Raw genomic sequence first — 25,458 nt, 5'->3', positions numbered from 1 at the left:
GTGCCGGTGTGGTGATCCAGCCGAGTCGGGTGGGGATGCGGGTGCTGGCGCTGTGGTGTCCGGACTGGTCGGCGGTGACCGCGGCGGCGGTGGCGCGGGTGCCTGCGACGCGGCCGGTGGCGGTGTTGTTCGCCAATAAGGTGGTGGAGTGTTCGGCCGTTGCCAGGGCCGAGGGGGTGCGGCGTGGGCTGACCAAGCGGGAGGCGCAGGCACGGTGTCCGAATGTGTATGTCGCGCAGGTGGATCCGGATCGGGATGCGCGATTGTTCGAGCCGGTGGTGGCGGCCATCGATGCGACGGTGCCGGGCGTGGAGGTGCTGCGCCCGGGACTGTTGGTGCTCGGCGCGCGCGGTGCGGCCCGGTTTTTCGGGTCCGAGGAGGCGGCGGCCGAACGGCTCGTCGACGCGGCCGCCGCGGTCGGGGTGGAGGCGCAGATCGGCGTTGCCGACGAATTGTCCACGGCGGTGATCGCGGCGCGTTTCACCGCGATCGTGCCGCCCGGCGGCGGTGCGCGATTCCTGGCCCCACTGCCGGTGCGCGAACTCGCGCTGGAACCGAGCCTGTCCGCACCGGAACGCATCGATCTGGTGGATCTGCTGCACCGCTTGGGATTGCGGCGGATCGGTGATTTCGCCGCGCTGACCCCGATCGAGGTCACCTCGCGCTTCGGCGCCGATGCCGTGCTGGCGCATCGCTGTGCCAGGGCCGCGCCGGAGCGTCCGCCGTCCGCGCGTCGTCCGCCGAAGGATCTGACGGTGCAGCATCGCTGCGATCCGCCGATCGATCGGGTCGATGCGGCCGCCTTCGCCGGACGCCTGCTCGCCGCCCAATTGCATGAGGCGCTGTCCAAAGCCTCGATGGCCTGCACCAGGTTATCGGTGCTCGCGGAAACTGAAGCGGGCGAACAGCTTTCGCGCATCTGGCGGTGCGCCGAACCGCTGACCCCGGAGGGGACCGCGGATCGGGTGCGCTGGCAGCTCGACGGCTGGCTCACCCGCCGCGACCGGCCGACCGCACCGATCACACTGCTGCGTTTGGAGCCCGTCGAAGTCGTTGCGGCGAGCGCACTTCAGCTCGGTCTGTGGGGCGGCGTCGGCGAGGAGGACGAGCGGGCCCGCCGCGCCCTGATCCGGGTGCAGGGTCTGCTCGGCGGTGAGGCGGTTCGGGTCGGTGTGCTCAGCGGCGGTCGCGGGCCCGCCGAACGCATCACCATGGTCGCGCTCGGTGACGAGCCGATTCCGGCCGCCGACCCGGCTCTGCCGTGGCCCGGCCGCCTGCCCCGCCCCGCACCCGCGGTGATCCTGGTGAACCGTCCTGTGGTGCGTCTGGAGGCCGCGGACGGAACGCCGGTGCGGGTCACCGACCGTGGCCTTTTCACCGCCGACCCGGCCCTGCTGCGCTGGGGCAGTAAGCAGTGGCCCCTTGCGGGCTGGGCCGGTCCGTGGTCGGTGGACGAACACTGGTGGACCCCGGAATCCGCCACCCTCTGCGCCGGAATCGCCGCCCGCATCCAGGTGCAACTCGCCGGTGAACCGGCCGACGTTCGCGTCCTGCTGCTCATCTACAACGATCAGACCTGGCGCGCCGAGGGGCTCTACGACTGACTACGTGCGCGACCACACCAGCGCCAGCGTGAACGGATGTCCGCGCAGCCGCGCCCATTTCGGCTTGGCCGCGATCCACGCGTCATCCACCAGCGCCTCGGCCATCTCGGTGAGCACCCAGCCCGCCGCCGTTGCCGCCGACACCTGCTCGCTGATCAAATGCAGATGCGTGCTGATCGCGACCGGCTCACCAGATGCCGGGGTGTAGTGCGTCGGCATCCCGGTCACCATCATGAACTGCGGGTGATAGCTGACCGTGACACAAGTGCCGCCGGGTGCGGCCAGCCGCCAGGCTTCCGCGTAGAAGGGCGACAGCTCGTCCAGGTGCTCGTCGATCAGCGAGGAGATCACCAAATCGTATGCGCCACTTGTCAACCCGGTGTCACGTACATCGGCCTCGGCAAGTGTGGTGTGCACCCCGCGGTCGCGTGCTCGCGCCAGCATTCCCGCACTCACGTCGACCCCATCGATATGCCGTATTCCGCGCTCCCGCAACCAAGCTCCGGTCCGCCCGGTCCCACAGCCGAGATCCGCGGCGCGTCGCACGCCAGCCCAGTCCGGTCGCCGCAGCCGATTCAGCAGCGCGAGATCCATCTCGTCCATGACGGTCTGCTCATATGTCGGCGCCCACCCGTCGTACCCGGCGGCGACATCGACGGTGTGATAGTTGCGGCGATCGAAGTCAGCGAAGGAGGGCATGGCCGCAGTTTGCCGCGACCCTTCGACATCCGCCAGACAATTTTGGCCACTGCACCCGGCATGGCGAAGCCAACACCGTGATACGTGCGACAAGTCGGGGGCGCTGCTATGGCAACACCAGTACCCTCGGAAATCGTGGATCTTGCGGTGACCAGGGCTGTGCTCGACGGCGTGCGGATCGCCTATCGGGATTCCGTGGTGGGCGATGGCGTGCCGGTGGTGCTGGTGCACGGTATGGGCGGGGACGGACATACCTGGGATCGGTTCGCGCACACGTTGGTGCGGGCCGGGCGGCGGGTCATCATTCCCGACCTGCGTGGGCACGGGCGCAGCGCGCACACCGAGTCCTATCTGTTCGCCGAATTCGGCGCGGACGTGCTGAACCTGTGTGACCGGCTGGAGCTGGATTCGGTGGATCTGGTCGGACATTCGCTCGGCGGCTATGCGGTCTCCTGTGTCGCGCAGGAGCGGCCCGAACTGGTGCGGCGGCTGGTCATCGAGGAGTGCCCGATGCCGCTGCGTTCCGGCGATGAAGAGGTGAAGCTGACCCGCCGCTTCCCGACCATTCCGGAACTCTGGCACGCCACCACCAGCCTGATCCGGCATCCGCGCGCGGTGCTCGCCTTCGATCGCTCGATGACGCGGACCGCGCTGGAACAGTTCCGCAAGCCGCATCCGGAGTGGTGGGAGCGGCTCGCCGATATCACCGCGCCCACCCTGGTGCTGCGCGGCGGCCCCGGCGGCATGGTCGATCCGGAGAAGCTGGCCATTCTGCGCGACACCATTCCGGACTGCGCGGTCACCGCCTTCACCTGCGGTCACAGCATCCACCGCGACCGCTACCGCGAATTCGAGGCTGCCGTACTGCCGTTCCTCACGACGCTCCCCGCCGCCGCTATCTAGAGTGAAGCGGTGCCCGCGCAAGACCGCCCGGTTCTGTTCTTCCCCGACGAGCAGTCGTTCCGCGACTGGCTCCTGGTCAACCATGCCTCGGTGGACGGGGTCTGGCTGCGCTTCGCCAAAAAGGGCTCCGGACGTGCTTCGCTGAACCATGCCGGCGCGCTGCGGCAGGCACTGTGCTTCGGCTGGATCGATGGGCAGGCGCGTGGCGAGGACGCGGAGTTCTGGCAGGTCGGCTTCACCCCGCGACGCAAGTGCAGCCCATGGTCACTGCGCAATATCGGCTTGGTCGCCGAGCTGATCGAGCAGGGGCTGATGCATCCGGCCGGACAGGCCGAGATCGATCGGGCCAAGGCCGACGGCCGCTGGGACCTGGCCTACGGCGCGACGGTGGTGCCTGCGGATTTCCTCGCCGCACTCGCGCGAAATCCCGAGGCCGAGGCCTTCTTCCAGACGCTCGGCAACCAACAGCGTGCCGCCGTCGGCTATTTGCTCGCCGACGCCGTCAAGCCCGAGACCCGGGCGCGGCGCATCGAGAAGTTCGTGCGGAAGTTCGCCGACGGACAGACCTTGGGCTGATGACCGGATTCGAAGGGATGCTGTGCTCGGCCGCGGCCGCGGTCGATGTGCCCTTGCCCGGCACGGCGACTCGGGTGACGGGGTGGCTGTGCGTCGAACAGCCGGGCGCGTGGGGTCGGGATGTGATCGGTGACGAGGTGCTCGGTCAGGAGATCACTGCCGAACTCGCTGTCCGCACCGCCGCCGCGAAGGTTCGTCCGACGCTGATCCGGCGGCCGGGACGCAATGAATTCACCGGTGTCCGAACGGTTTTCATCGCCAACTCGCGTCCGCAGGGCTTCTGGTGCGAACGCTTCGAGATCACCGACCTGAAGCAGTTGCTCGATCTGGACCTGAACCTGCTGAACGGTCCACCGCCGGGAATCGGTGCGCCCGTGCGTGATCCGCTGATCCTGGTGTGTGCGCACGGAAAGCGCGATCAGTGCTGCGCGCTGTTCGGCCGTCCGATCGCCGCGAATCTGGCCGCCGACTATCCGGATCGGGCCTGGGAGTGCTCGCACACCGGCGGTCATCGCTTCGCGCCCGCCATGGTGTTGCTGCCCGCCGGACTGACCTACGGCCGCGTCGATACCGCGGCAGCTGTCGCGGCGGTCGAAGCCGTGCAGCGCGGTGCGGTTTCGCTGGCTGGACTGCGCGGCCGCAGCGGTCACCATCCTGTCGAGCAGGTCGCGGAAATCGCGGTCCGCGAACAGGTTTCGGCGGGACTCGACGAACTCGACGTTCGTCGCGAAACCGATTCCACCGCAACCAATTCCGACCTGGCGGTGGTAACCCATCGCGACGGCCGCCGCTGGCGTGTGAGGACCCGCACCGTCGAACTCCCACCGCGCCAAGCCAGTTGCGGTGCCGCCCCGAAACCTGTCACCGCCATTGTGGCCGACCAGATCCAGTCGTTGACCACAGGAGAGTGGCCCCGGCTAGTCCTCGGCTGAAAACGACGAACGGGACATGGTTGCCGTGAATCCATCGCAGCCATGTCCCGTTCGCGGCGACCTTTATCGCCCCCTGCGGGATGAAGGTCGCGGGCTTACCAGTGCGTGCCAGGCACCCAGCGGGCAGCGCGGCGCAGGGCCGTGCCGGTGACTCGGCGGGTCGTCGACTGCTGACGCGGTTCGCGTTGCGGCACAGGGGATTCCGCTGGTTCCCCAGTGTCCACCTGCTCACCCTTGGCGGCGGGGGAGTCGGGCAGGGCACGGTAGTAGCGGTGCAGGATGCGATCGCGCAGCTTCGGGGTGAGCAGCGCGGCGTATTCGGCGAATGTGCCCAGCGGGACGTCGATGCGCTTGGGCCGCTCGCTCAGCGCGCGCACGATGGTGGCGGCCGCCCATTCGGGGGACGCCGACGGACCCTGATCGCCGCTCGGCGTGATCATCGGGGTACGCACCAGCGGCATGTGGATGGTGGTGAAGGTGACGCCGTCTGCCATGGTTTCGACCGCCGCGACCTCGGCGAACTTATCCAGTGCCGCCTTGCTCGCGAGGTAGGCGGCGAAGCGCGGCGTGGCCACCTGCACGCCCGCACTGCTGATATTGACGATGTGGCCGAACTTGCGCTCACGCATCTGCGGGAGCAGCGCCAGCGTCAATCGCACGGCGCCGAAGTAGTTGACCGCCATGGTGCGTTCGAAGTCGTGCAGCCGGTCGGTGGAGCGGTGGATGGCGCGGCGGATCGAGCGGCCCGCATTGTTCACCAGCATGTCGACGTGGCCGTGCTCGTCCAGGATGGTCTTGACGGCGTGGTCGACGGAGTCGGAATCGGTTACGTCGCACTGATATCCGTAGGCGCTGCCGCCCTCGGCCCGGATCTCCTCGACCACGGCCGTGAGTTCGTCGGCGCGTCGGGCGAGCAGGAAGACGATGGCGCCCTTGTCCGCGACGGCCAGCGCGGCGGCCCGGCCGATGCCGGAGGACGCGCCGGTAATGAGCACATGCCGCCCGGTCAGGTCGCGGTTGCGACGATTGCGCCGGGTCTGCCCGCGCAGGTCGACGTCATCAGCGGAAGCTCGGGTCATCGCTGCTCCTTCGCAGGTCGAGTTGGCATGAACTTACTCTGAAGTAAGTTTACCTGCCAAGTGCGCTTCGTCACCTCCGGCGTTCGAATCCGGCCACGCCGAGGTGTTCGAACCGGTCTCGAATCTATCGAACATATGTGCGATACTCTGCGCATGGCGGACGATCGGATGGCGGAAATCTTTGCCGCGGTGCGGCTCTCCGGCAGTGATCCGGAGGCGGCGCGGCGGATGCTGGCGGAACTGTGGGACGAGCTCGGCGACGGTGGAGATCCGTTGCAGCGCTGCGTGATTGCGCATCACCTCGCCGATCTGCAGGGCACGGCCGAAGGTGCGCTGCACTGGGATCAACGCGCGCTGGCCGCGGTCTTCGGTCCTGGCGTTCCGCTCGATGAGGGGCTGCGCGGATTCCTGCCCTCGCTCTACCTCAATCTCGCCGACAGTCACCGCCGCGTCGGCGACTTCGATGTGGCCTATATGCAGCTGACCATCGCTCGCGGCCACCTCGATGTCCTCGCCAACGACGCCTATGGCGCCGTGATCCGCACCAGCCTGGACAAGGTCGAGGCCGCGCTGGGTGAGAAGTCGACGGATCCGCTCCCGGTCGCCTGATTCGGCGGGTGCCCTCACCTTCTTCGTGGTTCGAATGTATGTTCGACTATATGAGGAGGTGATGTGTCATGGGTTGGAGCAACGGCCCGCCGACCTGGGCGGAGTTGGAGCGGGTGCTGTCCGGTCGGCCGGGGCCGACGAATCCGGACGCGATGTATCCGGGCGACGGCGGCGACAGTCCGGCGTGGTCGCGCAGGCGCGGGGATTACCGACCCGAACCGGTCGAACCGCCCGGTGGCCCAGTGGTGCCGTACGCGGAGTTGCACGCGCATTCGGCCTACAGCTTCCTCGACGGTGCGAGCCAGCCGGAGGAGTTGGTGGAGGAGGCGGTGCGGCTCGGGCTGGAGGCGATCGCGCTCACCGATCACGATGGCTTCTACGGAACCGTGCGCTTCTTCGAGGCGGCCAGGGAATTGGGTATGCCGACGGTCTACGGGGCCGAATTGTCGCTCGGCACCGTGGAAGACGCACCGCGACTGGGGAATTCGCTCGGACATATCGGCGCACCCGATTCGGCGCCGCGCACCGGTTCGCCGGACCCGGCCGGTCCGCATCTGCTGGTGCTCGCCCGCGGTCAAGAGGGCTATCGCCGACTCTCCAGTCAGATCGCGGCCGCGCATATGGCCGCGGGGGAGAAAGGCATCCTCCGCTACGACCTGGACGCGCTCACCGCGGCGGCGGACGGGCACTGGCACATCCTGACCGGATGCCGCAAAGGCCATGTGCGCCAAGCCCTCGAACGCGATCTGCAGGCGGGAGACACCCGTCTCGGACGAGCCGAGGCCACCCTGCGTGATCTGACCGAGCGCTTCGGCGTCGACCGGGTGAGCGTGGAACTCACCCATCACGGCATTCCTGAGGACGACGAACGCAACGCCCACCTCATCGCCCTGGCCGATCGCCTCGGTCTGCCCGTGGTGGCCACCACCGGGGCGCATTTCGCCGCACCCGCCCAGCGCCGTCGCGCCATGGCGCTCGCGGCGATCCGGGCGCGCCGGAGCCTGGACGATATCGCGGGCTGGCTGGCGCCGACCGGTGGTGCGCATCTGCGCTCCGGCGCGGAGATGGCGCAGTTGTTCGCCGCGTGTCCGGAGGCGGTGGCGAATGCGGTGACGCTCGCCCGCGAATGCGCCTTCGATCTGAAATTGATCGCACCGAGCCTGCCGCCGTTCGACGTGCCCGACGGCCACGACGAGTCTTCCTGGCTGCGTGAACTCACACTCGAGGGCGCGGCTCGGCGTTACGGTCCGCCATCGGGAAATCCCGAGGCGTATCGGCAGATCGAGCACGAACTCGCGGTCATCGACGAGATGAAATTTCCCGGCTACTTCCTGGTGGTGCACGATATCGTCAGCTTCTGCCGGGAAAACGACATCCTCTGCCAGGGGCGGGGTTCGGCGGCCAATTCGGCCGTCTGCTACGCGATCGGCATCACCAATGTCGACCCGGTCGCCGCCGAGTTGCTGTTCGAACGCTTCCTCGCCCCGGAGCGCGACGGTCCGCCCGATATCGATATCGATATCGAATCCGATCGCCGCGAGGAGGCGATCCAGCACGTCTATGCCGAATATGGTCGCGAATACGCCGCTCAGGTGGCGAATGTGATCACCTATCGCGGCAAGTCCGCGGTCCGCGATGCCGCACGCGCACTTGGCTTTTCACCGGGACAACAGGATGCCTGGAGTAAGCAGGTGAGCCGCTGGACCGGAGTAGGCGCCGAAACCGGTACCGATATTCCCGCGGAAGTGCTGGAGCTGGCCACCGAAATCGAGGGTCTGCCGAGACATCTCGGCATCCATTCCGGCGGCATGGTGATCTGTGATCGGCCCATCGCCGATGTCTGCCCGGTCGAATGGGCGCGCATGCCCGGCCGCAGCGTACTGCAGTGGGATAAAGACGATTGCGCCGCAATAAATCTGGTGAAGTTCGACCTGCTCGGTCTCGGCATGCTCTCCGCGCTGCACTACATGATCGATATGGTGCGCGAGTACAAGGGGAAGACCGTCGAGCTGCACAAGCTGGACCTGAAGGAAACCGCTGTCTACGAGATGCTTTCGCGCGCCGATTCGGTGGGGGTGTTCCAGGTGGAGTCGCGGGCGCAGATGGCCACGCTGCCCCGGCTGAAGCCGCGGGAATTCTACGACCTGGTGGTTGAGGTGGCGCTGATTCGTCCCGGCCCGATTCAGGGTGGTTCGGTACATCCCTACATCCGTCGCCGCAACGGTGACGAGAAGGTGCGCTATGACCATGACGCGCTGAAGAATTCGCTGAAACGCACGCTCGGCGTGCCACTGTTCCAGGAACAGCTGATGCAGATGGCCATCGACGTCGCCGGTTTCACCGCCGCCGAGGCCGATCAGTTGCGCCGCGCCATGGGCTCCAAACGCTCGCCGGAACGCATGGAGCGCCTCAAGGACAGGCTGTATCAGGGCATGCGCGACCTGCACGGCATTACCGGCGAGGTCGCCGACCGCATTTACGAGAAGCTGTACGCCTTCGCGAATTTCGGCTTCCCGGAAAGCCATTCGCAGAGCTTCGCGTCGATCGTGTTCTATTCGGCCTGGTTCAAATTGCACTATCCGGCGGCCTTCTGCGCCGGACTGCTGCGTGCCCAGCCGATGGGCTTCTACTCTCCGCAGTCGCTGGTCGCCGACGCCCGCAGGCACGGCGTTCCGGTGCACGGACCCGATATCAATGCCAGCCGCGCCGAACCCACCCTCGAAAACCACGGTGAGGAGGTGCGGCTCGGCCTTGCGACGGTCCGCCACATCGGTACCGACCTCGCCGAACGCATTGTCGCCGCCCGCTCGTCCGGTCCGTACACCTCCTTCCTCGACCTGACCGGTCGCGTGGAACTCACCGTCCCGCAAGCCGAATCCCTCGCCACCGCAGGCGCTTTGGGTTGTCTCGGCATCACCCGGCGGGAAGCATTGTGGGCGGCGGGAGCCGCAGCGGGTGAACGCCACGACCGACTTCCCGGCACCGGCGCCGCCACCACCGCCCCCGCCCTGCCCGGCATGAGCGAATTAGAACTCGCGGCCGCCGACGTCTGGGCCACCGGCATTTCCCCGGGCAGCTATCCCACCGAATTCCTACGCCCGCAACTGGATGCGCTCGGCGTCATCCCCGCCGCCGGTTTGCTCGACGTGCCCGACGGCTCCCGTGTTCTGGTCGGCGGCGCCGTCACGCATCGGCAACGTCCCGCCACCGCCGCCGGTGTCACCTTCCTCAACCTGGAAGACGAAACCGGCATGGTGAATATCGTCTGCTCGGTGGGCCTGTGGACCCGCTATCGCCGCCTGGCCCAGAGCGCCCCCGCCCTGCTCATTCGCGGCCGGGTCCAGAATGCCGAGGGCGCGGTCAGTGTCGTCGCCGAATATCTGCAGCGCATGGACCTGCGCGTCGATTCGAGATCCCGCGACTTCCGTTGAGCCTTAGAACATTCCGTTCGCATTGACGGCCTGCTCCGGAACCGGCTGGATGACATCCCAGTGTTCGGCCAGCTTTCCGTCGTCGAGGCGGAAGATATCCATGATCGCCAGCCCACGATCACCGGGCTCGCGCACGCCGTGCACATGGGCGACCACGTAATCACCCTCTGCCACAATGTGTTTCACTTCGACGCGCAGTTTCGGTGCGCGCTCCTTCAGGTCGGTGAGCCGGGCGAGAAGTCCGTCGAAACCATCTGCGATTTCCGGATTGTGCTGGATGTAGTGCGCGCCGAAGAACTCGGCGGTGGCCTCGAAATCCTTGGCATTGAACGCGGCCTCGTAGAACGCGAGGACGGTCTGCCTATTCGATTCGAGCTTCGGATCTGCGCAGGTCACGAGGATTTACTCCGAACTTTCGAGCGACATACAAGCAGTCGCAGCGGTAACTGAACAGGTGTAGCGTTACAACTGTAGCGCTACGTATGTCCAGCTACAATCCCCTCATGACCTCCGATACGACGACCCGGCGCGGTCGTAATCCGCGCGGCCACGGCGGCCGACTGCGTGCGGAGATCGTCGACGCCACGATTCGGCTGCTGGATGAACTCGGCGATGACCAGGCCCTGTCCATGCGTGCGGTCGCGCGCGAAATCGGCAGTGCCGCAACGTCGATCTACCTGCATTTCGCCGATCGGGACGCTTTGGTGTCGGCCGCGCTGGAGCGCTATCACAGCGATCTGGTGCGAGCGATCGATGACGCGGAGGCCGCGGTCGATGATCCCGTCGACAAACTGCGCGCTCGGATCCGCGTCCTCGGTGACTGGGCCTATCGACACCCCGGCATGTACAAGGTGTTGCACGAGAGCACCATCAACCAGCGCGTGTCCATGCCGTTCAAGCGGGAACTGACCGAGCGGACCGCCGCCGCGATCCGGCGCTGTATGGACGCCGGTCTGGCACCCGTCGACGACCCGGTCTCGGTCATGCTGGATCTACGCGCGGCGGTGCACGGCGCGGTGTCGATGCGGCTCAACGAACCCGGCCAGACCTGGCCGCCGCTCGCCGATCAGATCGAACGATTTCTCGTGAAACTGGTCGGCGTCCCTTCGGCATTCGGGAATGGGCCGCATCGAGCTTCGTGACCGAATCCGCCGCAGCGGCTACCCTGCGTCCATGCGGAAGCTTGCTGTGCTGGTGATCGGCCTGCTTGGTTTGACGTTGCTGGTCGGCTGTGGTGATGACAACGACGACAAGTCCGGTCCGGGTCGGACGGGCATGGCGACCGTCGCGCCGATGGCGCCGCCACCGAGTCTGCGTGAGGGCTCCCCGGCGAAGGGGGATACCGGCGGAAACACGGTCGAGGCGCGCAAGGAGGTCATCACCGGCAGCGTCGACATCACCGCGGACGATCCGATCAAGGCGGGCGGTCAGGTGACCGATCAGGTGCGCGAGGTCGGCGGTCGGGTCGACAGCCGCACCGAGCAGCCGCGGACCGATGACAACGATCCGCAGGCCACGCTCACCCTGCGGGTGCCCGCGGACAAGACCGACAAGTTCATCGACGGCTTAGGCAGCGTCGGCCGGGTCACCCGGATGAGCACCAACCGCGACGACGTCACCATGCAGTGGGAGGACCTCGACGCCAGGATCAAGGCCCTGCAGGCCTCGGTCGACCGGTTGCGCACGCTCATCGCCGGTGCGACCAACACCGCGGATCTCATTGCCGCCGAACAGGCGCTGTCGAGTCGGCAGGGTGAACTCGACAGCCTCACCGCACAGAAGCGGCACCTCGACGATCAGGTCGCGCTGTCCACCCTCACCATCGACATAACCACCGAGGACAAGGATTCCGATGAGGGGCCGACCAATTTCTGGGACGGCATCGTCTCCGGTTGGCATTCGCTGGTGAATTGGCTGAAGGACGCGGTGGTGTTCACCGGCAAGGCGATTCCGTGGCTCGGGTTCGTCGTCGTGATCGCCGCGGTGGTGTGGGGCGTTGTGCGAGTGGCGAGGGGTCGGAGGCATTCGACGGGATCGGGAGAATCCGAGCACGGCAAGGCCGCTGCGGTCGGTGCGCCGACCGGGGCGAGCGCGACCGCAGCAGAAGGTGCCGGTGCTGACGCAGGTGCCGGATCGGCTGGAGGGGCCGGAGCCGAGACTGACACGGGTGCTGGAACCGGTTCAGGCGCGGGAACTGGTGCAAGCGCTCAGCCAGCGAAAGGCGCTGGGATGACAGGAGATACAGGTGCCGACGGTCGTAAGGGCGACGATCAAACCGAACAGCCGTAAGGGTCCACTCGTCGAAACCCTCGATGACGGCACCCTATTGCTGTACGTCCGCGCCCCCGCCATGGAGGGCAAGGCCAACAAGGCCGCGGTCGAACTCCTTGCCGACCACTACGGCGTACCCAAGTCCGCCGTCCGGCTCGCCGCAGGCGCAACCTCCCGCTTCAAACGTTTCGAGCTGGACCTCTGAACCCCGCACTGGGGCTCGAACTGCTCACCGCTCGTATGAGCCGTACACCCATGTTCCGTGTGTACGGCTCACGCAAGCGGTCTCGGCATCGCCGAATCGGGTTGAGCGACAGGGTCATACAGCGCCGGGAAATCCGAACTGGCGCCAAGCCTCGTAGACGGTGACGGCGGCGGCATTGGAGAGGTTCATCGAGCGGCGGCCGGGCAGCATCGGAATGCGCAGTCGATCGGTGATGTGCGGATCGTCGAGCACCTCCGTCGGCAGCCCCGTCGGTTCGGTGCCGAACAGCAGCACATCGCCATCGCGGTAGGCCACATCGGTATACCGCGTGCTCGCCTGGGTCGTGAACGCGAACACCCGCTCGGGCCGCACCGCATCCCACGCCGCCGCGAGATTCTTGTGCACCGTCACCGAGGCCAGATCGTGGTAATCCAATCCGGCCCGCCGCAACTTCGCCTCCGAAAGGTCGAACCCCAACGGCTCGACCAGATGCAGCTCACACCCGGTTCCCGCGACAAGTCGAATCGCATTGCCGGTATTTCCGGGAATCGCGGGCTCGTGAAACATCAAACGGAACACCCGTGCAGTCAACCAGGTCGCTCGAGCCAGCCGGGAACGACGTCGGCTTCAGTTCGGGCACGTTCAGCTCGCGCGCGGAACGCTGGTTCAGCGTTCCTCAGCGGCCCGTTCCGGGATGGCGCATGCCATGCCCTCCGCCATCCCGGTCGGGCGCACGCCGAGGCCCTGGTTATGGCGGGCACGCTGGTTCTCCCAGGCAATGGTGGCCGTCAGTTCGGCGAACTGCCCTTTGGACAGGTGGGTCAGCAATTCAGTGCGCAGATCCGCGAGGTCGATGGCCGGGGTGGCGGTCATGGCTTCGGCGAAGGAGATGACGAGTTTTTCCAGGTCGCTGTAGGCGTCGCTGGTGCGATAGCGCGGCAGGTCGCGCAGTTGCTGTTCGGTGAGTCCGCTCGAGTGCGCCAGCGCCGAGCCGATATCCAGGCAGAACTCACAATTCACGAGTCCGGCCGTCTTCAGTTCGGCCAGTTCCTTGAGCTTCGGATCCAGTCTGTTGCTGAACAGCAGCGCTGTCTCGTACCCGATCGTGCCGAAAAGGATCTGCGGTCGGCGGGCGAGCCAGCCGAAAAGATCGGATCGGTTCCGCTTCGCCTGTCGAATCGCTCGCAGGTAGTGCCGAATCCGGGTGAGCGCTCGCATGTCCGTACCCCCTCGTGCGGGATGAATCTCTTCTCGCTGAAACTACGCCGTGTAGTAGTCGGAGGCAATGCCTGATCGGATATCGCGAAACCTGTTGCGGCGCAGTAGCCGTGCCTCGGGGCTCGGCAATCGGGTGCACGGCTGCGTCGCACTGGTGTGAGCGGCGGCATGCCGTCTGCAAGAATCGGGGCGTGACCGACGTTGACTCGTCTGCCGCCGAACGGCAGTCCGACCGGACCAGCCCGGGTGCGCAGTTCCTGCGCTGCCACCTGCCCATGCTGGTCGTGACAGCGGTCATCGTGCTCGCGGTCGTCTTCGTGGCCTGGGACCGCTGGCGCCGCGGCGCACTGTTCTTCGGCGGTGCGGCCCTGCTCGCGGCCACTTTCCGGCTCTGCCTGCCGACGGCGCGAGTCGGGCTGCTGGCGGTGCGAAGCAAGCCGTTCGATGTCGCCGCGCTGAGCCTGCTCGGCAGCGCCATCGTCTTCATCGCCGCCACGATCAATACGCTCGGCGTCGGCTGAGACCGCGACGATTTCGCCACGACATCCGAGCCGCTAGACGGTATGAAGGCCCACTGAGTTTGGGGGCCGGAGGCCTCGATTCTGTAAAACCGCGTGGGTTGCCGGGGTGAAACTCACTTCGGTAGGGCCACATTTGCAGGTCAGGAGGGCCTCCGGTGAGTATCGAGCGTACGAGTGTCGGGCTGGATGTGCATGCGTTATCGGTGGTGGCGTGTGCTATCGATAACGAGACCGGGCAGCTGAAGCGGCAGCGGTTGTGCCCGGATCCGGGACAGATCCTGGCGTGGTTGGCTGGGCTGGCGGGGCCGGTCCGAGTGGTTTACGAGGCCGGGCCGACCGGGTTCGGCCTGTACCGGGCTTTGACCGCGGCCGGGATCGACACTGTCGTGGCCGCACCGTCGAAACTGCAACGCCCGGCCGGGGACCGGATCAAGACCGATGCTCGTGATGCCCTGCATCTGGCGCGGCTGCTGCGGCTGGGTGAGATCGTGGCGGTGGCGGTGCCGAGCGTGGCCCAGGAAGCGGCGCGTGATCTGGTCCGTGCCCGTGAGGACGCGCGTGGTGATCTGATGCGGGCCCGGCACCGGTTGTCGAAACTGCTTCTGCGGCAAGGGATTGTGTATTCCGGTGGGTCCGCGTGGACCGGGGCGCATGATCTGTGGTTGCGTGGGCAGCGCTTCGACCAGGCCGCGTTGCAGACCGCGTTCGATGCCGACTACGAGGCGATGACGCTGACCAAGACGCGCCGCGACCGGCTCGATGCCGCTATCACCGCGATGGCCGCCGCCAGCGACTACACCCCGATGGTCCACCGGTTGGGGTGTCTGCGCGGGATCTCGACCCTGACCGGGTTCGCCCTGGCGGTGGAGATCGGGAATTGGGATCGGTTCACCGGCAAGACAATCGGTGCCTACCTGGGCCTGGTTCCCACCGAATTCTCCTCCGGCACCACTCGATCCCAGGGATCGATCACCAAGACCGGCAACACCCACGCCCGCCGACTGCTGGTCGAGGCGGCCTGGCACCACCGCCGCTCCTACCGCAACCCGACTGCCACTATGGGCGCACGCTGGGCGCTGGCCCCGGCCGCGGCCCGCGTGCGCGGCCATGCCGGCAACCACCGACTGCACCACCGGTGGGAACAATTCACCGCCCACCACAAACGGCCCGTGATCGCTAACGTCGCCGTCGCCCGTGAACTCGCCGGCTGGTGCTGGTCACTGGCCATCCTCGATGGCGGCTGACGCCGCCCCCGAGACCGCGGCCAGGCGAGTCAACCCTCGAGTCGGCGTGCGGGACGATCCGCGACACAACTATGGGCAGCAACGCTTTTCGCGTCGCGATGCCCGACGCTAGACCAGCGGCACCGTCCCCATCGAACAGTCGTCCTGCGGTAACCAACCCGCGCATATCAGTCTGACCACGCCGTCGCCAACCACGACACGACCCGAGACAAACCCCGCCCAACCGCACACGAAAGCGGTCCCGGCAACCGACGTTACCGGGACCGCTTTCACCTGCCACTTGACAGAACAGGCCTACATATCAGTTGTGGCAGGTGTCCCGGTCGTTGTAGAGCATCAGCTGGGTGACCTTGGCATCGGCGGGCATATTTCTATAGATGCCGAGGAAGCCGTAGTGCGCGGGTTGGTCGGGTACCACGGCCGAACTCCAGTTGTAGCCGATCTCGAGTGTGGGATACGCGGCGCGCACTTCATCGACGGTGGAGCCGACGGCTATGCCCTCGGGGGTGCGGACCGGAAGTGTGCCGGGCATGATCGCGACGATTTCGCCCTTGTTGGTGAACCCACGCCAACCGGCTCGCGCGGTATAGCGGCCGCAGCCGGGCGGATCGTTGGTGTCGTCGAAGGCCGCGATTTCACCGCTGGCCTCGGCCTCGCTTCGGTTCATCCCGAGCCGAAGCTTGCCGAATCCCAGCGGGCCGAGCACGGTCGGCGCAGCTGGCACCGAGGTCGTCGACGCCGCTGGCCGGGTGGGCTCGGTCGGCTCGTCCGAGCACGCCGTTGCGCCGGTGAATACCGCGCTGAGCAGGGAGAATGCCAGTAGGGCACGGTGAATACGCATGGTCTTTCCCCCGATGTCGTTCATGAACCGGAATGCCCGCCGAATCGAGACGGGTGCGATGTCGGCCCAGTCTGCACAGCGGCGACTGCCCGAGTCAAGGCGACCCCCATCGGCCCACGTGCAGCTTATGCGTCACCACTTCGGCGACGGTGTCGGTTGAGGCGCAACAACTTTCGACGGCCGCGGCTTCCGATCGAGCGCAGTGAAATGGCGGCTCCCGAGGTCTTGCGGAGCCACCATTTCACCAGCGATGAAATGTCAGCTCGACGGGTATCGCTACTCCTATCGCTCGGGACTGGATCGAGGTCAATATCAACCGCATCGAAGCGGTACGTCGCGCCGCCCGCTAGCCGCCCTCGGTCCCCGCGAACCGACCTTGGCCCCGGTGAACCGCCCGTTAGCCGACCTCGGCGACCGGGCGCCGACCGTGCCCGCCGTACAACTGCCGCGCCCGGCTCGGCGTAATCGTCTCCAGTCGCGCCGGGGGCTCGCCCTTCAGATGCTGTTCCAGAATCTGCCCCGCCATCGGTGCGACGAAGGGCGCGGCGACGATAAGACCGTACGAGTTGAATGCCGCAGTGCCCCACACGATGGTCTTGGCGGCCGGTCGGACCAGTAGGTCGACGATTCCCCAGCGATCGAAGCGGCCGAGTTTGCGCATCCATTTCGGGAGCGTGGCAACCGAAGCCATGGACAGTAGCCGACTGCCGAGGGCATAGCTGATGCCCGCGCCATTGCGCGGCGAGGTCCACAGCAGGTGGTGCATGCCCTCCTCGGCGCGCTCGGAGGTGCACAGGCGTGGACGCACCTCGGCGAAGTACGCGCGCACCTCCTCGCGGGAGCGCGGCACATCCTCCGGTTTGCAGGTCTGCAGTTCGGCGGCGATCGCGCACTCGCGCCAGTAGCGCGCTTCTTCCTCCGGGCTGAGCGGACCGGGGCCGAATACCTCGTACGCCTCGAGCACCGAATGCCAGCCGGTGATGTGGATCCACAGCTGGGTTTCCGGACTGTTCGCGCTGTAGCGCTGGCCGCTGATCGGTTCGACACCGGTCATCGGCGCGTGCACCCGCATCAGATGTTCCGCGGCCTGGATGGCCGTGCGGCCGTCGGCGATCGCGACGAGCAGGAAGTAGGCGAAGGTGTGGTCCAGACGACTGCGCGGGTCGGTGTAGATGCCCTGCGAATCGGCGACGGCCGCGGTCAGGAACGGATCGAAGTGCTCGAGGACTACCGCGCGCTGGAAGCCGATCACGGCGGTCGGCGCGGTCCAGATCTTCCAACTCGGCGAATCCGGGCCGAAGAACCCGAAGTCATCCCGGCGAAGAGTGGTCGGATCGAAGGCCATCTGCTTGCTCCTTTGCCTGCTGGCCCGCCCGTATCGGCGAATACAACGCAACCGTAGCAATTGTGGCATTTGTTCGTGCGCCTACCGCGCGGCCGACTGAATGACGGCTGCGTCGGGCTGAACGTTCTTGTTTGCACACTAGAATCGACACATGACCGCAGCGCACGACTACGAAGATCTGCATCGCTTGGTCGATCGGCTGACGCCGGACCAAGCGCATGCGCTCAGGGCCGTCGCATTGCAGTTGGTCGTCACTGATGCCCCCCAACGAGGCTCCACCACCGAGTCCACGGCCGACCGCCGTCGCCGCCTCTCGTTTGCTGGCATGATGCATGCTGAGCCCGATCTCGCGGCGAGGTCGGAAGAGCTACTCCGCGAGGAGCGTGCTAAACAAGCCGAGTGATCGTCTGCGACACAGGTCCGCTCGTTGCCGTACTGAACGAAAACGACTCGGATCATCAACGCTGCCTTGATCTCCTGGAGACGCATCCCGGGCCGTTGCTTGTGCCTGGCCCTGTTCTCGCGGAGGTCTGCTATTTCTTGGAAACTCGTGTCGGACCTACCGCTGAGGCTCGGTTCCTGGAATCGATCGCAAACAATGAGATCGAGCTCATCGATCTCACCCGAACCGATCTATTTCGGATGGCCGAGTTGGTCCGGAAATACGCCGACTTCCCACTGGGGGCGGTCGATGCCGCCGTCCTTGCCGTCGCCGAACGACTCGAGGTGAAGGAAGTGGCAACCCTGGATCGCCGCCATTTCAGCGCCGTCCGAACCCGTCACTCGGTTCCTCTTCGACTGCTACCTGACTGACGGTGGCGTTGGCGGCAGCGAATTATCAGCTGGCGCGGCCGATTCGCGCCAATCGCATTGTCTCGATCAGCAGCTTGGATACCGCGGCGGCTTCGGTGAGGAAGCCGTCGTGGCCGTCGCGGGAGTGCACGATTTCCAGGCCCTCACAGCCCGGCAGGCCGTCGGCCAGTTCCTGTTGAGTTCGCAACGGGTACAAGCGATCCGAGTCGACGCCGCCGACCACGCACGGCACCGGGGTGGCGGCGAGGGCGGCCGCGATGCCGCCGCGACCGCGGCCGATATCGTGTCGGTTCATCGCCTCGGTCAGCAGCACATAGGTAGCGGGATCGAAACGGCTGCAAAGCTTTTCGGCTTGGTGATCCAGGTAGCTCTGCACCGCGTAGCGGCCGCCGTTGCGCGGATCCTCATCGCCCTGCGCGTTGTTCTCGAAGCGGTGATCGAGTTCGCTTTCGGTGCGGTAGGTCAGGTGCGCGATGCGGCGGGCGATGCCCATGCCGGTCATCGGGGCGCGATCGGTGTCGTGATAATCGCCGCCCTGCCAATCGGGATCGGCCTTGATGGCGGCGATTTGCGTTGTCTGCGTGCCGATCTGGTCGGCGGTGGCGCGTGCGCCGACGGCGAGCACCAGCGCGGATGCGACCCGCTCCGGCGCGCCGACCATCCACTCCAGCACTCGCATACCGCCCATCGAACCGCCGACGACGGCGGCCAGGCGTTCGATGCCGAGCAGATCGAGCAGCGCCGCTTCCGCGGTCACCTGATCCCGGATCGAGATCTCCGGAAACCTTGCGCCCCAAGGCTTTCCATCCGGCGCCAGCGTCGACGGGCCGGTGCTGCCCTTGCAGCCGCCGAGCACATTCGTCGCGACGACGCACCATTCGTCGGTATCCACCGGTGCGCCCGGCCCGACCATGCCGTCCCACCAGCCGGGCAGCGGATGGATGTCGTCGGGTACCCCCACGACATGCGAATCGCCGGTCAGCGCGTGCTCGACGAGCACCACATTGTCCAGTGCGGGGGAGAGTTCGCCCCAGCGCTGTACGGCCAGATGAACGTCCGGGATGACAGCGCCGCTCTCCAGCCGCACATCCCCGATGGCGATGATGCCGAGCCTCCCGTCCGGCGGTGGCAGGGCCACCGTGGCGGAACGCGCGGTACGAGGGTCGGTCACAGTCACGTCGTCGCCGCCGTGAAACCGACCCGCCGCGCACAGTGCGTCGCCGACGCCGGGGGAATCACGAGGGAACGCACATCCCCGATGTTAACTACCCGGCTGAACCGGGCCGCGGTCCGGTAGACCGGGAGTCCGGCCGCGGACGCGATGGGGTCACTCATATCGTGCTCCAAAGGGTTGTTCGCCTGCGGTCTTATCGGGGTGCGGGTGACGGACGACAACTCATCGGAAAAACCTCCTGAAGTGCGCGCTTGCCCTCGACCATCGAGAGCCCGGTCATCACCCGGAGCACCCCACCGCTGCTGGAGGGTTGCCGTCCAGCAAGCCGGGGCTTCGCGCTGGCACTCATGACCTGACGGACATGGTAACCGGCGGGCGGGCGGCGACTGAAATCCGTTACCGGGTTTCCACCGGCTCGGTCGCGGGCCGCCCGGTGCACACGCGCATGAATTCGTCGAACGATGTGGTGAATCCGTTGCGGGCCTCGGCGGCGGCCGCGGCGGTGTCCTCCTCGTCGAAGATCGAGTTCTGGCACTCCATGCTGAGATGGCCGATCAGCTGCCAGGCGCCGACGACCAGCCGCACCGGCAGCGCGTCGGGCTGGGTGCCGAGTCGCTCGGCGATCACGTCGGCGATCGCGGCGTTTTTATCGTCGGCCAGTTCCATGCTCTGCGCGCTGACCGTCGGACTGCTGCGCAGGATTCGCTGCATCTGCTGGAAGCGGCGGAATGACAGCGGTCCGTCGACACTCGCCGCAGCCTGGTCGACGACCTGCAAGAAGGCCTCGCGCAGCGATTGCAGCTCATTGCCGGTGACCGGGAGTCCGCGCAGGCATTCGGCGATCGCCAGTCCGAAATCCTTGACCGGCCCGAGGACGATGGCCTCTTTGCTGTCGAAATACCGGTTGATCGTGCGCGGGGACACATCCGCGCGGTCGGCGATCTGTTCGACCGTCGTCGCGTCGAATCCCTGTGCGTCGCACAGGTCGAGTGCCACCTCGATGATGCGCAAACGGGTCTGCTGCTTCTTGCGCTCGCGCAATCCCGGACCGCCGGACGCACTGGTCCCTGGATTCGCTGGGGCGCGCACAGCGTCCTCGGCTGTGGCGCTCGCGCCGATCGGCGTCGATGACTCGAGCATGGCCCCATGCTATCGCAATCGGGCGGGTTTGTGTCCTCAACGGTCAAATGTCGGAGTGCGACATTTTTCTCTTGACGACAAATGTCTGTAGATGACAGGATGGCTGCACGAACTTCGGACTAGGAGACCAAGGTGAGCGAGACTGCGACAGCGGTGGAAGTTCTGGAGAAGCAAACGAGTTCGGCACGCTGGTGGGCCCTGGGGGTGATCGCCTTGGCCCAGCTCATGGTGGTGCTCGACGCCACCATCGTGACCATCTCGCTGCCCTTCGCCCAACAGGATCTCGAGATCAGCGACGGCAATCGGCAGTGGATGCTGACCGCCTACACCCTGATCTTCGGCGGTCTGCTGCTGCTCGGCGGACGGCTGGCCGACTACCTCGGCCGGCGACGGATCTTCATCGTCGGCCTGGTCGGCTTCGCCGGGGCGTCGGCGGTGGCCGGTCTGGCGCAGAACGGCGCGGAGCTGTTCGCCGGACGGGCGCTGCAGGGCGCGTTCGCGGCTCTGCTGGCTCCCGCGGCGCTGTCACTGCTCTCGGTGACCTTCACCGAGGCCAAGGAGCGCGCGACCGCCTTCGGCGTCTTCGCCGGTATTTCCGCGGGTGGTGCGGCTCTCGGCCTGATCGCCGGTGGCGCGCTGACCGAATACGCCTCCTGGCGCTGGTGCCTGCTGGTGAACACCCCGATCGCCCTGCTCGCGCTGCTCGGCGCGCTGGCATTCGTGCTGAAGGATGTGCCGACACCGCGCATCGGCGGTTACGACGTGCCCGGTGCGGTCACCGTGACGCTCGGTCTGATCGCCATCGTGTACGGGTTCAGCCGCGCCGCCGAGGACGGCTGGCTGGCTGGCAGCACCCTCGGCTTGCTCGTCATCGGCGTCGCGCTGCTGATCGCCTTCGTCGCCATCGAGCGTCGCTCGGCGAATCCGTTGCTGCCGCTGCATATTCCGGGTGAGATCAACCGCGGTGGCGCCTTCCTGGCCGCGCTGCTGATCCCGATCGCGATGTTCGCGATGTTCCTGTTCCTGAGCTACTACTTCCAGATCACCCTCGGCTACTCGTCGCTGAAGGCCGGCTTCGCCTTCCTGCCGTTCCCGGCGGGCATCGCGATCTCGGCCGGTGTCACCAGTGCGCTGCTGCCGAAGCTGGGCCCGCGGCCGCTGATGGTCGTCGGTGCCGTGCTCGGCGTGCTCGGTCTGGTGTGGCTGGCGCAGTTGGGCTACGGCGACGGTTACGCGGTCAGCGTGCTGCCCGCGCAGTTGCTGATCGCGCTCGGTATGGGCCCGCTGTTCGTCGGGATGCAGACGGTCGCGCTGCATCAGGTCGAGGAAGCGGACTCGGGTGTGGCCAGTGCATTGTTGAATGCGGCACAGCAGGTCGGCGGCGCGGTCGGCACCGCGCTGCTCACCACCATCTCGGTGCAGACGGCCAAGACCTACGCGCAGAACAATCCGACCATGGACAATCTGCTGGCCCGCGCTTCGATCCACAGCTACGACGTGGCGTTCTATGTCGGCGCCGGATTCTTCCTCGCGGCAATTCCGGTGATCGCGTTGATGATTCGGGACAAGCCGGAGAATCTGATCGAGGGATCCGAGGAGGACGCCCGGATTCCGGTCGCGATCTGATCCTGAAATAGCGATGTCCGGGTATCCGATGGGATGCCCGGACATCGCTATTTCGGCAGGGTGTCGGCACCGCCGACCTACTTGTCGGTAACAATTTCGGGCGGCTTCACATGGGGGGCTGCCCGCGCGGTGAGGTCAATGGCAGCAGTACGCTTGTCTTGTTTGCACCACTCGTCTCGCGGACAACGCGGGACATATACGTTGTCTGTTGGAACAGCTGGGGTCCGCTCACAAGCGTGTTCGCCTGGCCGTGCAATAAGGGCACCATCCTAGGAGGACACGAAGATCCATGTCCAAGATCAAGGTTGAAGGCACCGTCGTCGAACTCGACGGCGACGAGATGACCCGGATCATCTGGCAGTTCATCAAGGACAAGCTGATCCACCCGTATCTCGATGTGAACCTCGAGTACTACGACCTCGGCATCGAATATCGGGACAAGACAGACGACCAGGTCACGATCGACGCCGCGAATGCGATCAAGGAGCACGGTGTCGGCGTCAAGTGCGCCACGATCACTCCGGATGAGGCCCGGGTCGAGGAATTCGGCCTGAAGAAGATGTGGCGCTCGCCCAATGGCACCATCCGCAACATCCTCGGTGGCACCATCTTCCGCGCGCCGATCATCATCTCGAATGTGCCGCGTCTGGTCCCCGGCTGGACCAAGCCCATCATCATCGGCCGTCACGCGTTCGGCGATCAGTACCGCGCCACCGACTTCAAGGTCTTCCAGGGCGGCACCGTCACCCTCACCTTCACCCCCGAGGACGGCAGCGAGCCGATCGTGCACGAGGTCGTGAAGATGCCCGAGGACGGCGGCGTCGTCATGGGTATGTACAACTTCAAGAAGTCCATCGAGGACTTCGCGCGGGCCTCGTTCAACTACGGCCTGCAGCAGAACTACCCGGTCTACATGTCGACCAAGAACACCATCCTCAAGGCCTACGACGGCATGTTCAAGGACACCTTCCAGGAGGTGTTCGACGCCGAGTTCAAGACCCAGTTCGACGCGGCGGGCCTCACCTACGAGCACCGCCTGATCGACGATATGGTCGCCTCCTCCATGAAGTGGGAGGGCGGCTACGTCTGGGCCTGCAAGAACTACGACGGCGACGTGCAGTCCGACACCGTGGCGCAGGGCTTCGGCTCGCTCGGCCTGATGACCTCGGTGCTGCTCACTCCGGACGGCCGGACCTGTGAGGCCGAAGCCGCGCACGGCACCGTTACCCGGCACTACCGCCAGCACCAGCAGGGCAAGCCGACCTCGACCAACCCGATCGCGTCGATCTTCGCCTGGACCCGCGGCCTCGAGCACCGCGGCAAGCTGGACAACACCCCCGAGGTAATCGGCTTCGCGCAGACGCTCGAGGACGTCGTCATCAAGACCGTCGAGGGCGGCCAGATGACCAAGGACCTGGCGCTGCTCGTCGGCGGCGATCAGGGCTACCTGACCACCGAGGAGTTCCTCGGTGCGCTCGACGCCAACCTGGCCCGCGCCCTGCGCTGACGGGGTGAACTGAATACCCGGCGCTGGGCAAGAGCCAGCGCCGGGCGCGACATACGGGCACCCGCACCACACCGCTAGCGACTGCTTGCAGGTCGCTCGAAAGGGTCGGTGGTACGGGTGCCCGCACTGTTTCGCGACCCGGGGGTCACTTGACGCCTGTATCGGCGATGCGAAGCCTCGGATCGCGGTGTCCTGTGCGGGAATCGAGCAGCGGTTGCCATCCGGTGCCCGAAATGTGCGGTATGCGGGTGAGACTTTCGATTTCTCGATGCTGACGTGGGGGAACTCACGCTTGCTCGGGAAGCGTCGGCGGTCGCCGGACGGTTACATGAAGTTGTGACCAGTTCCGTAGCAACGCAGAGTCCCGCACGTGCCGAGGCCGAGCGGACGGACTGGCATATTCCGGCGATGCTGGCGCTGGCCCTCGGTGGATTCGGAATCGGCACAACCGAATTCGTCACCATGGGTTTGCTGCCCGATATCGCGAGCGCCATGAGCGTGTCCGAGCCGACGGCAGGGCATGCCGTATCGGCCTATGCGCTCGGTGTTGTCGTCGGCGCTCCGCTGATCGCCGCACTGGCCGCACGGGTGCCGCGCAAACGTCTGCTAGTCGCCCTGATGGTGGCGTTCACCATCGGAAATGCGGCGACGGTTATCGCGCCCACATTCGAAACTCTGGTCATCGCGCGGTTCTTATCGGGCCTGCCGCACGGCGCGTACTTCGGTGTCGCGTCGCTGGCCGCCGCGACGCTGGCGCCGGTGGGGCAGCGTGCCAAGGCGGTTGCCGCGGTTATGCTCGGATTGAGCGCCGCCAACGTTGTCGGCGTTCCCAGCGCGACCTGGCTGGGCCAGCATCTCGGCTGGCGCGATGCCTTCGTGGTGGTCGCGGTGATCGGTGTCGCCACCGTCGCGGCCCTGATCCGCTTCGTTCCGGAGCTGCACGGTATCCGGATCACCAATCCGATGACCGAACTCGGCGCATTGCGGCGCCCGCAGGTGCTGCTGACCCTGCTGGTCGGCGCGATCGGCTTCGGCGGCATGTTCGCCGTCTACACCTACATCACCACCACCTTGACCGATGTGGCCGGTCTGCGGCTCGGACTGGTGCCGTTCGTGCTCATGCTCTTCGGACTCGGAATGGTCGCTGGCAATATCGTCGGCGGCATTCTGGCCGACCGCGGCGTCGACCGGGCGATCTACGTCTCGATGATCGCCATGGTGGTCATCCTCGCGGGATTCGTTGCCGCCGCGCACAATCCATACACGGCGGCCATCAGCGCGTTCTTGGTCGGCGCGTCAGGTGCGGCGCTCGCGCCAGGTCTACAGACCCGACTGATGGATGTCGCCGCCGACGCCCAGACCCTCGCCGCGGCGCTCAATCATGCGGCGCTCAATATCGCCAATGCGGCGGGTGCGTGGTTGGGTGGGCTCGTTATCGCGGCGGGGCTGGGCTATACCGCGCCCGCTACGGTCGGGGCGGGCTTGGCCGTGGTTGGTGTGCTGCTGTTCATGGTGACTGTGTGGGCTGGTCGTCGCTCGGTGGCTTAGGTGTTGGGTTCCAGTGCGACGACGGGGATCACTCGATCGGTCTTGGTCTCGTATTCGGCGAAGCCTGGCATGACCTGCACCATTGCCGCGTAGAGCCGATCGCGTTCCGGTCCTGCGGTGATCGGGGTGGTGGAGCGGTAGGCCGACGGATCCGGCCAACGCCTTCACCGCG

25 protein-coding genes, 1 pseudogene and 1 riboswitch are annotated in these 25,458 nt (G+C 66.4%); of the genes and pseudogenes, 16 read left to right on the top strand and 10 right to left on the bottom strand.

The features are described from left to right. Positions 1–35: 35 nt before the first annotated feature. Positions 36–1,604 (top strand): DNA polymerase Y family protein, encoded by a 1,569-nt coding sequence (locus ACQP1T_RS34480; RefSeq protein ID WP_433762483.1) that lies wholly within the window; start codon positions 36–38, stop codon positions 1,602–1,604. Here the strand turns inward: ACQP1T_RS34480 and ACQP1T_RS34475 are convergent, their stop codons facing one another. Next, complete coding sequence (locus ACQP1T_RS34475) at positions 1,605–2,303, bottom strand: class I SAM-dependent DNA methyltransferase (protein WP_433757186.1); 699 nt, start codon at positions 2,301–2,303, stop codon at positions 1,605–1,607. It abuts the gene before it with no gap. Positions 2,304–2,411: 108 nt separating this feature from the next. Here ACQP1T_RS34475 and ACQP1T_RS34470 point away from each other — a divergent pair, with 108 nt between their 5' ends. Genes ACQP1T_RS34470 through ACQP1T_RS34460 form a run of 3 tightly spaced genes read left to right on the top strand, consistent with a single transcriptional unit; the run spans position 2,412 to position 4,714 of the window. Beyond that, positions 2,412–3,206 carry an alpha/beta fold hydrolase gene (locus tag ACQP1T_RS34470; RefSeq protein WP_433757185.1) on the top strand — a complete coding sequence of 265 codons (795 nt, stop codon included), beginning with the start codon at positions 2,412–2,414 and terminating at the stop codon, positions 3,204–3,206. 9 nt (positions 3,207–3,215) lie between these two features. Beyond that, on the top strand, positions 3,216–3,782 hold the full coding sequence (locus ACQP1T_RS34465; protein WP_433757184.1) for a YdeI/OmpD-associated family protein: 567 nt from the start codon (positions 3,216–3,218) through the stop codon (positions 3,780–3,782). After that, positions 3,782–4,714 carry a sucrase ferredoxin gene (locus tag ACQP1T_RS34460; RefSeq protein WP_433757183.1) on the top strand — a complete coding sequence of 311 codons (933 nt, stop codon included), beginning with the start codon at positions 3,782–3,784 and terminating at the stop codon, positions 4,712–4,714. The genes ACQP1T_RS34465 and ACQP1T_RS34460 overlap by 1 nt, the downstream gene beginning before the upstream one ends. Before the next feature lie 95 nt (positions 4,715–4,809). On the opposite strand, the pseudogene ACQP1T_RS34455 reads toward ACQP1T_RS34460, so the two are convergent. Continuing rightward, positions 4,810–5,754: pseudogene (locus ACQP1T_RS34455) on the bottom strand (SDR family NAD(P)-dependent oxidoreductase); the annotation flags it as partial. 192 nt (positions 5,755–5,946) lie between these two features. On the opposite strand from ACQP1T_RS34455, the gene ACQP1T_RS34450 reads away from it, so the two are divergent. Both ACQP1T_RS34450 and ACQP1T_RS34445 read left to right on the top strand, forming a co-directional pair. Further along, on the top strand, positions 5,947–6,402 hold the full coding sequence (locus ACQP1T_RS34450) for a hypothetical protein (protein WP_397052844.1): 456 nt from the start codon (positions 5,947–5,949) through the stop codon (positions 6,400–6,402). A gap of 68 nt (positions 6,403–6,470) precedes the next feature. After that, positions 6,471–9,833 (top strand): error-prone DNA polymerase, encoded by a 3,363-nt coding sequence (locus tag ACQP1T_RS34445; RefSeq protein ID WP_433757182.1) that lies wholly within the window; start codon positions 6,471–6,473, stop codon positions 9,831–9,833. A gap of 3 nt (positions 9,834–9,836) precedes the next feature. Here ACQP1T_RS34445 and ACQP1T_RS34440 read toward each other — a convergent pair whose 3' ends face one another. Continuing rightward, positions 9,837–10,229, bottom strand: a complete 393-nt coding sequence (locus ACQP1T_RS34440) for a nuclear transport factor 2 family protein (protein ID WP_433757181.1) — start codon at positions 10,227–10,229, stop codon at positions 9,837–9,839. Positions 10,230–10,336: 107 nt separating this feature from the next. Here ACQP1T_RS34440 and ACQP1T_RS34435 point away from each other — a divergent pair, with 107 nt between their 5' ends. Genes ACQP1T_RS34435 through ACQP1T_RS34425 form a run of 3 tightly spaced genes read left to right on the top strand, consistent with a single transcriptional unit; the run spans position 10,337 to position 12,309 of the window. Then, a complete protein-coding gene (locus tag ACQP1T_RS34435) occupies positions 10,337–10,975 on the top strand; it encodes a TetR/AcrR family transcriptional regulator (protein WP_433757180.1) in 639 nt (212 codons plus the stop codon). Between the two features lie 31 nt (positions 10,976–11,006). Then, the gene (locus tag ACQP1T_RS34430; protein WP_433757179.1) at positions 11,007–12,122 is read left to right on the top strand and encodes a DUF4349 domain-containing protein; all 1,116 of its coding nucleotides are present in this window, start codon (positions 11,007–11,009) and stop codon (positions 12,120–12,122) included. Then, positions 12,079–12,309 (top strand): DUF167 domain-containing protein, encoded by a 231-nt coding sequence (locus ACQP1T_RS34425; protein WP_433757177.1) that lies wholly within the window; start codon positions 12,079–12,081, stop codon positions 12,307–12,309. Before ACQP1T_RS34430 ends, ACQP1T_RS34425 begins: the two co-directional genes overlap by 44 nt. 114 nt (positions 12,310–12,423) lie before the next feature. Here ACQP1T_RS34425 and ACQP1T_RS34420 read toward each other — a convergent pair whose 3' ends face one another. After that, positions 12,424–12,888: a tRNA (cytidine(34)-2'-O)-methyltransferase gene (locus tag ACQP1T_RS34420; protein WP_433757176.1), complete on the bottom strand. Its 465-nt coding sequence runs from the start codon at positions 12,886–12,888 to the stop codon at positions 12,424–12,426. 87 nt (positions 12,889–12,975) lie between these two features. Continuing rightward, positions 12,976–13,527: a carboxymuconolactone decarboxylase family protein gene (locus tag ACQP1T_RS34415; RefSeq protein ID WP_433757175.1), complete on the bottom strand. Its 552-nt coding sequence runs from the start codon at positions 13,525–13,527 to the stop codon at positions 12,976–12,978. A 275-nt stretch (positions 13,528–13,802) separates the two neighbouring features. Here ACQP1T_RS34415 and ACQP1T_RS34410 point away from each other — a divergent pair, with 275 nt between their 5' ends. After that, positions 13,803–14,048, top strand: coding sequence for a DUF3017 domain-containing protein (locus tag ACQP1T_RS34410; protein WP_433762482.1), 246 nt, complete (start codon positions 13,803–13,805; stop codon positions 14,046–14,048). A 155-nt stretch (positions 14,049–14,203) separates the two neighbouring features. After that, the gene (locus tag ACQP1T_RS34405; protein ID WP_433757174.1) at positions 14,204–15,292 is read left to right on the top strand and encodes an IS110 family transposase; all 1,089 of its coding nucleotides are present in this window, start codon (positions 14,204–14,206) and stop codon (positions 15,290–15,292) included. A gap of 301 nt (positions 15,293–15,593) precedes the next feature. On the opposite strand, the gene ACQP1T_RS34400 is transcribed toward ACQP1T_RS34405, so the two are convergent. Together ACQP1T_RS34400 and ACQP1T_RS34395 are read right to left on the bottom strand one after the other, a co-directional pair. Further along, positions 15,594–16,133 carry a hypothetical protein gene (locus tag ACQP1T_RS34400; protein WP_433757173.1) on the bottom strand — a complete coding sequence of 180 codons (540 nt, stop codon included), beginning with the start codon at positions 16,131–16,133 and terminating at the stop codon, positions 15,594–15,596. 397 nt (positions 16,134–16,530) lie between these two features. Next, on the bottom strand, positions 16,531–17,478 hold the full coding sequence (locus tag ACQP1T_RS34395; protein WP_433757172.1) for an oxygenase MpaB family protein: 948 nt from the start codon (positions 17,476–17,478) through the stop codon (positions 16,531–16,533). A 151-nt stretch (positions 17,479–17,629) separates the two neighbouring features. On the opposite strand from ACQP1T_RS34395, the gene ACQP1T_RS34390 reads away from it, so the two are divergent. Continuing rightward, a complete protein-coding gene (locus ACQP1T_RS34390; RefSeq protein WP_433757171.1) occupies positions 17,630–17,881 on the top strand; it encodes a hypothetical protein in 252 nt (83 codons plus the stop codon). After that, on the top strand, positions 17,878–18,291 hold the full coding sequence (locus tag ACQP1T_RS34385) for a type II toxin-antitoxin system VapC family toxin (RefSeq protein WP_433757170.1): 414 nt from the start codon (positions 17,878–17,880) through the stop codon (positions 18,289–18,291). Before ACQP1T_RS34390 ends, ACQP1T_RS34385 begins: the two co-directional genes overlap by 4 nt. A gap of 25 nt (positions 18,292–18,316) precedes the next feature. Here the strand turns inward: ACQP1T_RS34385 and metX are convergent, their stop codons facing one another. Together metX and ACQP1T_RS34375 are read right to left on the bottom strand one after the other, a co-directional pair. Continuing rightward, positions 18,317–19,468 (bottom strand): homoserine O-acetyltransferase MetX, encoded by a 1,152-nt coding sequence (gene metX / locus ACQP1T_RS34380; protein ID WP_433757169.1) that lies wholly within the window; start codon positions 19,466–19,468, stop codon positions 18,317–18,319. A 239-nt stretch (positions 19,469–19,707) separates the two neighbouring features. Next, positions 19,708–19,818, bottom strand: a riboswitch (SAM riboswitch). Positions 19,819–19,861: 43 nt separating this feature from the next. Continuing rightward, positions 19,862–20,605 (bottom strand): TetR family transcriptional regulator, encoded by a 744-nt coding sequence (locus tag ACQP1T_RS34375; protein WP_433757168.1) that lies wholly within the window; start codon positions 20,603–20,605, stop codon positions 19,862–19,864. Between the two features lie 132 nt (positions 20,606–20,737). On the opposite strand from ACQP1T_RS34375, the gene ACQP1T_RS34370 reads away from it, so the two are divergent. From ACQP1T_RS34370 to ACQP1T_RS34360, 3 genes are all read left to right on the top strand, one after another. Then, complete coding sequence (locus ACQP1T_RS34370; protein WP_433757167.1) at positions 20,738–22,231, top strand: MFS transporter; 1,494 nt, start codon at positions 20,738–20,740, stop codon at positions 22,229–22,231. Positions 22,232–22,520: 289 nt separating this feature from the next. Further along, positions 22,521–23,738 (top strand): NADP-dependent isocitrate dehydrogenase, encoded by a 1,218-nt coding sequence (locus tag ACQP1T_RS34365; RefSeq protein ID WP_433757166.1) that lies wholly within the window; start codon positions 22,521–22,523, stop codon positions 23,736–23,738. A gap of 408 nt (positions 23,739–24,146) precedes the next feature. After that, on the top strand, positions 24,147–25,286 hold the full coding sequence (locus tag ACQP1T_RS34360) for an MFS transporter (protein ID WP_433762481.1): 1,140 nt from the start codon (positions 24,147–24,149) through the stop codon (positions 25,284–25,286). On the opposite strand, the gene ACQP1T_RS34355 is transcribed toward ACQP1T_RS34360, so the two are convergent. Next, positions 25,283–25,408 carry a nitroreductase/quinone reductase family protein gene (locus ACQP1T_RS34355; RefSeq protein WP_433762479.1) on the bottom strand — a complete coding sequence of 42 codons (126 nt, stop codon included), beginning with the start codon at positions 25,406–25,408 and terminating at the stop codon, positions 25,283–25,285. The genes ACQP1T_RS34360 and ACQP1T_RS34355 overlap by 4 nt on opposite strands. Positions 25,409–25,458: the final 50 nt, after the last annotated feature.

The sequence above is a fragment of the Nocardia sp. CA-135398 genome, assembly GCF_050955845.1.
Lineage (GTDB): Bacteria > Actinomycetota > Actinomycetes > Mycobacteriales > Mycobacteriaceae > Nocardia.
Note: the sequence above shows the minus strand (reverse complement) of the source record. Positions and strands in the feature narration are given on the sequence as shown.

Coding starts and splice junctions, on each gene's coding strand:
- ACQP1T_RS34480 (WP_433762483.1), top strand. CDS start 36: ATGCGGGTGCTGGCGCTGTGGTGTCCGGACTGGTCGGCGGTGACCGCG.
- ACQP1T_RS34475 (WP_433757186.1), bottom strand. CDS start 2,303: ATGCCCTCCTTCGCTGACTTCGATCGCCGCAACTATCACACCGTCGAT.
- ACQP1T_RS34470 (WP_433757185.1), top strand. CDS start 2,412: ATGGCAACACCAGTACCCTCGGAAATCGTGGATCTTGCGGTGACCAGG.
- ACQP1T_RS34460 (WP_433757183.1), top strand. CDS start 3,782: ATGACCGGATTCGAAGGGATGCTGTGCTCGGCCGCGGCCGCGGTCGAT.
- ACQP1T_RS34450 (WP_397052844.1), top strand. CDS start 5,947: ATGGCGGACGATCGGATGGCGGAAATCTTTGCCGCGGTGCGGCTCTCC.
- ACQP1T_RS34445 (WP_433757182.1), top strand. CDS start 6,471: ATGGGTTGGAGCAACGGCCCGCCGACCTGGGCGGAGTTGGAGCGGGTG.
- ACQP1T_RS34435 (WP_433757180.1), top strand. CDS start 10,337: ATGACCTCCGATACGACGACCCGGCGCGGTCGTAATCCGCGCGGCCAC.
- ACQP1T_RS34430 (WP_433757179.1), top strand. CDS start 11,007: ATGCGGAAGCTTGCTGTGCTGGTGATCGGCCTGCTTGGTTTGACGTTG.
- ACQP1T_RS34415 (WP_433757175.1), bottom strand. CDS start 13,527: ATGCGAGCGCTCACCCGGATTCGGCACTACCTGCGAGCGATTCGACAG.
- ACQP1T_RS34410 (WP_433762482.1), top strand. CDS start 13,803: ATGCTGGTCGTGACAGCGGTCATCGTGCTCGCGGTCGTCTTCGTGGCC.
- ACQP1T_RS34400 (WP_433757173.1), bottom strand. CDS start 16,133: ATGCGTATTCACCGTGCCCTACTGGCATTCTCCCTGCTCAGCGCGGTA.
- ACQP1T_RS34395 (WP_433757172.1), bottom strand. CDS start 17,478: ATGGCCTTCGATCCGACCACTCTTCGCCGGGATGACTTCGGGTTCTTC.
- ACQP1T_RS34390 (WP_433757171.1), top strand. CDS start 17,630: ATGACCGCAGCGCACGACTACGAAGATCTGCATCGCTTGGTCGATCGG.
- ACQP1T_RS34375 (WP_433757168.1), bottom strand. CDS start 20,605: ATGCTCGAGTCATCGACGCCGATCGGCGCGAGCGCCACAGCCGAGGAC.
- ACQP1T_RS34365 (WP_433757166.1), top strand. CDS start 22,521: ATGTCCAAGATCAAGGTTGAAGGCACCGTCGTCGAACTCGACGGCGAC.
- ACQP1T_RS34360 (WP_433762481.1), top strand. CDS start 24,147: ATGCTGGCGCTGGCCCTCGGTGGATTCGGAATCGGCACAACCGAATTC.